Here is an 8,741-nt window from a genome sequence, read left to right as displayed (position 1 = left end):
GGGTCAGGGGGTCAGACGGCGGGGTCGACGAACAGCTCGAGCTGGATGCGGTCCGGGTCACGGAAGATCAGCACCGAGCCGAAAGGCTCGTGGCGCACCGGCTGGTGATCCACCCCGAGCTCCTCCAGCCGAGCCCGCCAGCACTCGAGCGCCTCGACGTCGGCGAGGCGGAACGACAGGTGGTCGAGACCCGGACGGAACTCGCTGAACGACGTGCCCTCGTGCGCCTTGTGCTCCTGCAGCAGCAGGGTGAACGTCCCGTTCGTGGCGGCCAGCACCACCGTGCGACCCTCGTCGTGGTGCTGGTCACCCACGACGTTGAGACCAAGCGTCTCCTGGTACCAGGGCACGGAGCGCTCGAGATCGGACACCGTCAGCGACACGTGGTGCAACGCGATGATCGGCCCGCCCGGCCACGACCCCATCGCCGTCACGGCGAGCCACCCGGCTCATAGACGACGCAGCAGCCTCGCCCCGCGGCCTTCGCCTGGTACATCGCCGCGTCGGCCAGGGCCATCAGTGCATCCGCGTCCGCGCAGCTGTCGTCGACCGATACCAGACCGATCGAGCACCCGACGTGCGCCTCGGCCCCCCCGACGATGATCGGCTCGTCGAGGGCCTCGATCAGCCGGTCGGCCACCCCTCGCAACCCGTCGGGATCGTCGATGCCCTCCACGAGCACGCAGAACTCGTCCCCACCGATGCGAGCCGCGGTGTCGGTGTCGCGCACCACGCGGTTGATGCGATCCGCGATCTTCTGCAGGACCTGGTCGCCCACGTGGTGGCCGTAGTCGTCGTTGACCGGCTTGAAGCGATCGAGATCGAGGTACAGCAGCGCGACCGGCTGACCGTAGCGGTGGTAACGGTTCAGCGCCTGCTCCAACCGATCGTAGAGCAACACCCGGTTGGGCATGCCTGTGAGGTAGTCGTGGGTGGCCAGCTCACGCAGCTGGCTCTGCGCCATCTTCAGGTCGCTGATGTCGCGGGCCACGGCGGACACCGACTCGATCCGCCCGTACTCATTACGGTGGGCGAGGATCAGGGCGGACACCGGGATGATGGTGCCCTCCCGGGAGCGGAAGGCCAGCTCGCCCCGCCAGAGCCCCTCCCCCGCGAGCACCGGCTCGATCACCTCGTGGTACAGCTCGAGCGAGTCGCCGTCGAACACGTCGGTGAGGAAGTCGGGCGTCTCCGACCCCGAGCGGGGATCGAAGGCGGTGATCCCCAGGACGTCCTGGGCGGCGTTGTTCACGTAGGTGATGGCCCCGCTGCGCTCGGCGATCATCAGGAAGTCCGATCCGGCGTCGAGCACGTGGGCCAGGCGATCAGCGCGGGAGTCCGCCGCCATCTCGGCGGAGATGTCGGTGAAGGTGGCGATCCACCCGTCCCGCCGGCCCGCGTCGTCGAACACCGGCACCACTCGCAGCACCGCCCACGATCGGGCCCCCGACAGGTCGCTCCCGGGGTCGAGCACGAACACCCCCGTGTCGAGCCTGGAGACCCGGCGCTCGAACGGCGTGCCGGTCTCGGCTGCGGACCGACCCAGCTCGATCAGCTCGCGGAGCTGCTCGGGCGCGAGCAGGCTCTGCCAGCTCAGACCGAGCAACTGCACATCGGGGTCGTCGAGAACCTCCCCCCAGCGGGAGTTGGCGTAGGTGATGCGACCGTGCCGGTCGAGGCGGGCCACGGCGACCGGCCCGGCTTCGGTGATGGAGCGGAACAGGCGACGGGTCTCGGCCAGCTCCGCCCGCAGCCGCTCCTGCTCGGTCACGTCGAGGCTCACCCCGGCATAGCCGGTGAACCGACCGTCGGGCGCGAACACCGGCTCGGCCCGGTGGTGGAGGGCCCGCCAGGTGCCGTCGGCCCGGCGGGAGCGGGCCACGACGTCGAGCGGCCTCAACGAGCGCACCCGCTCGCGGATCTGCTCGGCGAGCCGCGCATAGTCGCCGGGGTGGGTGCGCTCGAAAACGCTCCGCCGCAGCTCACCGCCGAGAACCGGCTCGCCGAGGAACTCGTAGGTCTTGCGGTTCCCGACCCGAGGGACACCGGTTTCGTCGGTGAGCCAGAGCATCACCGGCGCCTCGCTGGCCATCCGCTCGCCCGCAGACGTGTGGATCCGGCTGTCCGCGAAGTCGAAGATCTGCGACAGCAGGTAGGCGGGCCGTGCCGCGGGCCCGTACACGGCGGTGAGGACGGCCCGCATCCACCGGTCGGAACCGTCGACCCCGCGGCAGCGCAGGTCGCAGGCGAAGTGGTTCCGCTCCCCTCGCCAGAGGTCCTCGACGAACTGGCGCACGTCCGGCGCCCGTCTCGGCTCGATGAATGCTTCGAAGGGCTGGCCCACCAGCTCGTCACGACGGACCTGCAACAGGTCGCAGAACACCGGGTTGGCGTGTAGGAGCTCCCCGTCGACCGACCAGACCCCCACACCGACCGGCACCGCGTCGAAGATGGCCGCAACGCGGCTGATGTGGCGAGCCAGCGTGAGGTTCGAGCCCGCGCGCTGGTGCTGCGGCGCCACAGGTCCCCGCCGGGGCGGATCCTCAGCCATCGGACTCCCGTTCACGCTCTTCCTCGTCGAAGCGGTGGGCGCGGTTCCGCCTCGTCTCCCCCACCCGTGGTCCCGGCCCGCCACCGGCGCCGCTGATGCGCCCGTCAGCATACGCCTGCATCTGCTTGGACGCAGTGGTCCCGTCGGCACCCGTCCAGCCATCGTAGGGTGCTGCTGGTTCGCTCCCGACAGGTCCCGTAGCCTGCGGGCCCGTGCCTGACCGCCCAGCATCTCCCGGCGACCATCGCCAGATCGAGGCCCTGATCCATCGCTATGCGCAGCTCATCGACAAGGGCGACTTCAAGGGCCTTGGTGAACTGTTCGCGTGGGGGCGGATCGTGCTCGAGGACGGCACCGTGCTGGCCGAAGGAGCCGATGCGGTGACCGCCCTCTACCGCACCACCACCCGCCTGCACGACGACGGCACGCCCCGCACCCTCCACGTCACCACCAACGTCATCGTCGAGCTCGACGCCGGTGCGGCGACCGCTCACGCTCGCTCCTACTTCACTGTGCTGCAGCAAACCCCGGCCGTGGCCCTCCAGCCGATCGCCGCCGGCCGCTACCGGGACCGCTTCGAGCGTCGCGGGGGAGGCTCCGGCCCGGCGGGGCCAGGGCCGGGCGAGTGGCGGTTCACCGAGCGGATGCTGCTCCCGCAGTTCTACGGCGACGTCCACGACCACCTGCTCATCGACCTCCCACGGGAGTGAACATGCCTGCTGCCGACCTGTTCTCGATCCAAGGCAAGACCGCGCTCGTCACCGGGGGCAGCCGAGGCATCGGCCTGATGATCGCCCGCGGGTTCGTCGAGGCGGGAGCCCGGGTGGTCATCTCCTCGCGTAAGGCGGACGTGTGCGACCAGGTGGCCGAGGAACTCGGCCGGATCGGTGAGTGCGTGGCGATGCCGGCCGACCTGTCGACCGCGGACGAGTGCCGCCGGCTCGCCGCCGAGGTGAGCAACCACTTCGACGGTGCGCTCGACATCCTGGTCAACAACGCCGGCGCCAACTGGGGCGCGCCGCTCGCCGAGTTCCCCGACTCCGCCTGGGACCGGGTGCTCGACCTGAACGTGAAAGGCGTGTTCCACCTGACGCAGGCGCTCGTGCCGAGCCTCGCCGCGGCCGGCTCACCCGCCGATCCCGCCCGGGTGATCAACATCGGCTCCATCGACGGCCTCCGGGTACCCGAGTTCGAGACGTACTCGTACTCGGCCAGCAAGGCCGCGGTGCACCACCTCACCCGGGTGCTGGCCAAGCGGCTGGCCCGGGACCACATCACGGTCAACGCCATCGCCCCCGGGCCCTTCGAGAGCAAGATGATGGCCGCCACCCTCGACGCCTTCGGCGACGTGATCCGGGCCCAATGCCCGCTCGGGCGCATCGGCGAGCCCGACGACATGGCCGGCACCGCGATCTTCCTCAGCTCGAGGGCGGGCTCCTACCTGACGGGGGCCGTGATCCCGGTCGACGGGGGCATCGCCACCACCGCGTGAGCGGTCAGGTGAACATGATGAGCGCCAGGCAGCCCAGGCCCAGGAGAGCCACGATCACTCCGACGATGATCCAGTTGACCGGCCCTCGCTTGGGATCGGCCAGACCGAAGTCGACCAGATCCTGGCGACTGTGCTCGAGCCGGTAGGCGTCGTCCTTCGGCGATCCCACCTTCGGGAGCGGCCGGCTCGGCTTGCGCTTCTTCTGGGTCTTCTTCCGGTTGGCCACGGGCCGGCAGCTTACCGGCGGCCCCTTCTCCCCGACTCTCCCCGAACTGTTCACCGATCCGCGGCCCCCAACCGCGCTCTCATGAACAGTTCGGTGGGTGGTACTGGCGGGTAGCGTGCCCACCGTGGGGGGTCACCTACAGCAGCTCGCGCCAGGAGTGCACACGTGGCTGAGCGAACCGGCCGGCCACGGCCAGACCAATGCCGGGGTGATCGTCGATGACGACGGGGTGACCCTCATCGACTGCCTGCTGGCACCGGCGCTCGCCGCGCCACTGGCGGAGGAGATCGCCGCCAGCCAGCTGCCCGTCCGGCGCGTGGTGTACACGAGCAGCCACGTGGAATTCACCGGTGGGTCCTCGGTGTTCTGGATGGCCGCCCGCTACGGCCGCCGCCAGACCAGCGCCCTGCTCGACCAGCCGGCGAACCCCGCGGTCTACCGGGCCCTCTACCCCGACCACGCGCAGGCCTTCGACGACGACTTCGCCACCCGGCCGGTATCCCACACCGTCGATACCGCGGCGTGGCTCTCACCGACGGTGTGCGCGCTGCCCACCGCCGGCCAACAACATGAGAACCTCGTCGCCCTGCTGCCAGCAGCCGACGTCCTCTTCGCCGGAGCGATGTGCAGCTTCGGGGTCACCCCCAACGCGTTCGACGGTGACCCGGAGGCCTGGGCCGACGCGCTCAGCGAGCTGGCAGGCCTCGCCACCACCATCGTGCCCGGCATCGGCCCGGTGGGCGGCGCGGACGACCTCTTGGCCCTACAGGCCTACCTCTACTCCTGCGTCGAAGCGGGCGGCGACCCCTCGCGGGTGCCGCCGGGGCCGTGGGACCGATGGGCCGATCGCCATCTCGACGCGGTCAACGTCGAGCGGGCCGCCATGCTGGCTGCGGGCGACGACGGCGTGCCCCCATCCATGCTGCGGCTCGCGGGACTGGCGTGATCACGCCCCGGTCGCCGGAACCGCCCGGGGTTGTCCGGCCAGCTCAGCGTCCGGCAGCGGCCTGCTCGAGCAACTCCTCGCTCAGCTCCCACAGCCGGCGCGCCGCCCGAGGATCGCGCGCCGCCCGGCTCGGGGTGTGCATGCGGCAGCGCACGAAGTAGCCACCGGTCACCCCGGCGACCGCGGACGACGATGCCAGGTAGACGAGCGTGCGGGCTCCCCGCTCCGGGCTGATCAGGAACGGCCGGCCAAGCACCATGGCCGCCCGCTCGATGCCCCTGGTGTCGTCCGCGGACCCGAAGCCGGTGGCCACCGCGCCGGGGTGCATCGCGTTGGCGGTGACCCCCGTGCCGGCCAGGCGCCGCGCCAGCTCCATGGTGAAGAGGATGTTGGCCAGCTTGGACTGGTTGTAGGCCGCCACGCCCCGGTACCGCCGGCGCTCGAACTGCGGATCGGCGAAGGAGAACCCGCCAACGACGAAGCGGTGGGCCACCGACGACACGTTCACGATCCGCGCCGGCGCCGATCGCCTCAGGCGGTCGACCAGCAGCTCGGTGAGCAGGAAGTGGCCGAGGTGGTTGACCCCGAACGTGGCCTCGAAGCCGTCAGCGGTGAGCCTGCGCTCCGAGAGCACCCCACCGGCGTTGTTGACCAGAACGTCGAGGCGGTCGTACTCACCGAGCACCCGCTCCGCCAGGGCGCGTACCGAGCGCAGGTCGCCGAGGTCGAGCGGCAGGACCGCGGCGTCGTCGCGACCGGACCGGCGGCGCAGCTCGGCCAGCGCGTCGGCGCCCTTCGCCTCGTCCCGGGCTGTGATGAGCACCGTCGCGCCCAGCCGGGCGAGCTCCACCGCCGCGGCCCGACCGATGCCGGAGTTGCCGCCCGTGATGAGCACGACCTTGCCTCGCATGTCAGGTGGCTCGTCCACTGGGTGTCCGCTTGGATGTCCGCTCCGGTAAGGGTTGGAGCAAACTAGCTCGATGACCGGCATTCGCGCCGGGGAGCGCCACCCTCTCCACGCCTGGGGATGGGACGAGCGCGTGGAGCGCTGGTGGGCCGGCGCGCCCCGGGGGACCATCGCGGCGCGGGTGGTGCGGGCCGACCGGGGGCGGGTCCTCCTGCAAGCCGCGTCGGGCACGTTCACGGCCCCCGCCAGCGCCGCCGCCTGGAGCGACGGCGCCGAGCGCATACCCACCACCGGCGACTGGGTGGCGGTTGCGGCTGCGGACGCCGGTGGCCACGGCACCATCGCCGGAGTCCTCCCCCGCTTCTCGGCCATCACCCGCGTCGACGCGCTCGGCCACCGCGAGCAGGTGCTGGCGGCGAACGTCGACTCGGTGCTGGTGGTGCACGGCCTCGATCGGCCGGTGCGCGGCGGCCGACTGGAACGCACCCTCGTGCTCGCCTGGGAGGGCGGCGCGCAACCGACCGTGGTGGCGACGAAGACCGACCTGGTGGACGACCCGACGCCGACCCTCGAGGCGCTGGCGGCGCTGGCGCCGGGCGTGGAGGTCCTGGCGGTCAGCGCGCGCCGGGGCACCGGGCTCGAGCCCATCCGGGAGCTGCTCCGCCCGAACCGCACCGCGGTGATGCTCGGGGAGTCGGGGGCGGGCAAGTCCACCCTTGCCAACCGCCTGGTGGGCGAGGAGGTACAGGCCACCCGAGGGGTGCGGGCCGGTGACGCGAAGGGCCGGCACACCACCGTCACCCGCGACCTGCTCCTCGTACCCACCGGCGGCGTGCTCATCGACACCCCGGGGCTGCGGGGACTCGGGCTGTGGGAGGCCGAAGAGGGCCTGGCGCTCGCCTTCTCCGACATCGAGGAGCTCGCCGCGGGATGCCGCTTCCGCGACTGCGGGCACCAACGTGAACCGGGCTGCGCGGTGCGAGCCGCCGCGGAAGCGGGGACCCTGGACCCGGCCCGCCTGGCCCGCTATGCCGTGCTCCGCCGGGAGGCGCAGGAAGCCGAAGCGCGCCGCGAGGCGCTGGCCCGGCAGGAGCGGCGGCGCCAAGGCGCGGCCACCCGGAAGGCCCACCGGGCCGGGCCCAGGCGCGGCCGCTGAGTCAGTCCTCCACCGCGAGCGCGGCCTCGGGGCAGTTGGCCGCGCCGGCCCGGGCCTGCTCCTCCAGTTCGGGTGGCACCACCTCGTACCTGACGATGCAGTGCCCCTGGTCGTCGGCGTCGTAGACCTCCGGGGCCAGGGCGTAGCAGCGGCCGTGACCGACGCAGGCGGACGCCTCGAAGCGGATCTTCACGATGCGGCTCCTCCCAGCGTGGGGCCGGGCTCGAACACGAGGGGCAGCGAGGCGATCTCGCGGATGCCCGGCGAGTAGTACAGCTCGGCCCCCTCGGCCACGGCGTAGTCCGGGATCCGCCGGTGCAGCTCCTCGAGCGCGACCCGCAGCTCGAGGCGGGCGAGGTGCGAGCCGAGGCAGCGGTGCGGGCCTCCCCCGAAGGCGAAATGACGGTTGGCGTCACGCCCGACGTGCAGCTCACCGGCCGTCTGTCCGAACTCCGCTGGGTCGGTGTCGGCCGCGCCGAGCATGACGATCACGTGGTCACCGGGCAGCATCCTGACCCCGTGCATCTCGTGCTCCTGCTTGACCACCCGCATCACCTGCATGACCGGGGTGTGCAACCGCAGCAGCTCCTCCACCGCGGCCGGCACGAGCGAGGGGTCCTCGACCAGGGTCTGGCGATGCGCCGGGTGCTGCGCCAGGTAGGCGATGCTGCAGTCGAGGGTCGAGGTGACGGTGTCGAGCCCGCCCAGGATGAACAGGTACAGCACATCGGCGATCTCGTCCCGGCTGAGGGTCCGGCCCTCGAGGTCGCCGTGCACGAAGCGCGAGATCACGTCCTCGCCGGGGTTGGTGAGCCGGTCCTCGATGACCCCCTCGAAGTACTCGTACATCGCCCGGCCGGTCGCGTAGCGCACCTCCTGAGCGGCCTGCGTGTCGCCGAGGGGCACGTCGGGGCGGATGATGTTGTCCTTCCAGGTCAGGAACCGCTCGAGGTCGTCGAGCGGCAGGCCGGTGAGCTGGAGGAACACCGTGCCGGGGAACGGCACCGAGAACTCGGCGTGGAAGTCGCAGCTGCCGCGACCGATGAACCGGTCGACGATGTCGTTCACCAGCGCCCGGGTGTCGGACTCGAGGTAGGCGATCTCCTTGGGGCCGAGCTGGGGGTCCATGAGGCGGCGGTACTTGGCATGGCCCGGCGGGTCGATCTGCAGCGGGATCAGCGGCCGGTCCTGGCCGATGTCCACCGCCACCACGTCCGACGAGAAGATCTCCGGGTGCCGGAGCGCGAACTTCACGTCCTCGTAGCAGCTGATGATGTGGGTGCCGGAGGGCACCCCTTCCATGTTGGCGATCGGGCACTGGGTGCGGAGCTGGTCGTAGAACGCCAGCGGGTCGGCCGCCACGTCGGGCCGGTACGGGTTCGCTTCCCGCGAGTCGGGGTTGACGGCTGGAGGTGTGTAGGTCACGTGGAGTCCTCCGGGCTTGCGGTACGGCACGGCTGGTG

10 protein-coding genes are annotated in these 8,741 nt (G+C 71.5%); 4 read left to right on the top strand and 6 right to left on the bottom strand.

Translation table 11 applies throughout. The features are described 5' to 3' along the window. Window positions 1–11 precede the first annotated feature (11 nt). Entirely contained in the window at window positions 12–425 is a 414-nt protein-coding gene (locus V7004_RS02015; protein WP_334141606.1) for a VOC family protein, read from the bottom strand. 5 nt (window positions 426–430) lie between these two features. Then, window positions 431–2,551 carry a sensor domain-containing protein gene (locus V7004_RS02010; RefSeq protein ID WP_334141602.1) on the bottom strand — a complete coding sequence of 707 codons (2,121 nt, stop codon included), beginning with the start codon at window positions 2,549–2,551 and terminating at the stop codon, window positions 431–433. A gap of 212 nt (window positions 2,552–2,763) precedes the next feature. Between V7004_RS02010 and V7004_RS02005 the strand changes: the two genes are divergently transcribed. Further along, the gene (locus V7004_RS02005) at window positions 2,764–3,261 is read left to right on the top strand and encodes a nuclear transport factor 2 family protein (protein ID WP_334141598.1); all 498 of its coding nucleotides are present in this window, start codon (window positions 2,764–2,766) and stop codon (window positions 3,259–3,261) included. Between the two features lie 2 nt (window positions 3,262–3,263). Next, the gene (locus V7004_RS02000; RefSeq protein WP_334141595.1) at window positions 3,264–4,043 is read left to right on the top strand and encodes an SDR family oxidoreductase; all 780 of its coding nucleotides are present in this window, start codon (window positions 3,264–3,266) and stop codon (window positions 4,041–4,043) included. Window positions 4,044–4,047: 4 nt separating this feature from the next. Here the strand turns inward: V7004_RS02000 and V7004_RS01995 are convergent, their stop codons facing one another. Beyond that, window positions 4,048–4,269, bottom strand: a complete 222-nt coding sequence (locus tag V7004_RS01995; RefSeq protein ID WP_334141592.1) for a hypothetical protein — start codon at window positions 4,267–4,269, stop codon at window positions 4,048–4,050. A gap of 124 nt (window positions 4,270–4,393) precedes the next feature. Between V7004_RS01995 and V7004_RS01990 the strand changes: the two genes are divergently transcribed. Next, window positions 4,394–5,215, top strand: a complete 822-nt coding sequence (locus tag V7004_RS01990; protein WP_334141589.1) for an MBL fold metallo-hydrolase — start codon at window positions 4,394–4,396, stop codon at window positions 5,213–5,215. A gap of 43 nt (window positions 5,216–5,258) precedes the next feature. Here V7004_RS01990 and V7004_RS01985 read toward each other — a convergent pair whose 3' ends face one another. After that, window positions 5,259–6,125: an SDR family oxidoreductase gene (locus V7004_RS01985; RefSeq protein WP_334141587.1), complete on the bottom strand. Its 867-nt coding sequence runs from the start codon at window positions 6,123–6,125 to the stop codon at window positions 5,259–5,261. Window positions 6,126–6,195: 70 nt separating this feature from the next. On the opposite strand from V7004_RS01985, the gene rsgA reads away from it, so the two are divergent. Continuing rightward, window positions 6,196–7,278 (top strand): ribosome small subunit-dependent GTPase A, encoded by a 1,083-nt coding sequence (rsgA, locus tag V7004_RS01980; protein ID WP_334141584.1) that lies wholly within the window; start codon window positions 6,196–6,198, stop codon window positions 7,276–7,278. A 1-nt stretch (window position 7,279) separates the two neighbouring features. Here the strand turns inward: rsgA and V7004_RS01975 are convergent, their stop codons facing one another. Together V7004_RS01975 and V7004_RS01970 are read right to left on the bottom strand one after the other, a co-directional pair. Next, the gene (locus V7004_RS01975) at window positions 7,280–7,471 is read right to left on the bottom strand and encodes a ferredoxin (protein WP_334141581.1); all 192 of its coding nucleotides are present in this window, start codon (window positions 7,469–7,471) and stop codon (window positions 7,280–7,282) included. Further along, on the bottom strand, window positions 7,468–8,703 hold the full coding sequence (locus V7004_RS01970; RefSeq protein WP_334141579.1) for a cytochrome P450: 1,236 nt from the start codon (window positions 8,701–8,703) through the stop codon (window positions 7,468–7,470). The genes V7004_RS01975 and V7004_RS01970 overlap by 4 nt, the downstream gene beginning before the upstream one ends. Window positions 8,704–8,741 lie beyond the last annotated feature (38 nt).

The organism is Rhabdothermincola sp., from assembly GCF_036846205.1.
Lineage (GTDB): Bacteria > Actinomycetota > Acidimicrobiia > Acidimicrobiales > Acidimicrobilacustridaceae > Rhabdothermincola.
Note: the sequence above shows the minus strand (reverse complement) of the source record. Positions and strands in the feature narration are given on the sequence as shown.

Excerpts from the sequence above, each read along its gene's own strand:
- V7004_RS01985 (WP_334141587.1), bottom strand. The coding sequence starts at position 6,125 with ATGCGAGGCAAGGTCGTGCTCATCACGGGCGGCAACTCCGGCATCGGT.
- V7004_RS02015 (WP_334141606.1), bottom strand. The coding sequence starts at position 425 with ATGGGGTCGTGGCCGGGCGGGCCGATCATCGCGTTGCACCACGTGTCG.
- V7004_RS02010 (WP_334141602.1), bottom strand. The coding sequence starts at position 2,551 with ATGGCTGAGGATCCGCCCCGGCGGGGACCTGTGGCGCCGCAGCACCAG.
- V7004_RS02000 (WP_334141595.1), top strand. The coding sequence starts at position 3,264 with ATGCCTGCTGCCGACCTGTTCTCGATCCAAGGCAAGACCGCGCTCGTC.
- rsgA (WP_334141584.1), top strand. The coding sequence starts at position 6,196 with ATGACCGGCATTCGCGCCGGGGAGCGCCACCCTCTCCACGCCTGGGGA.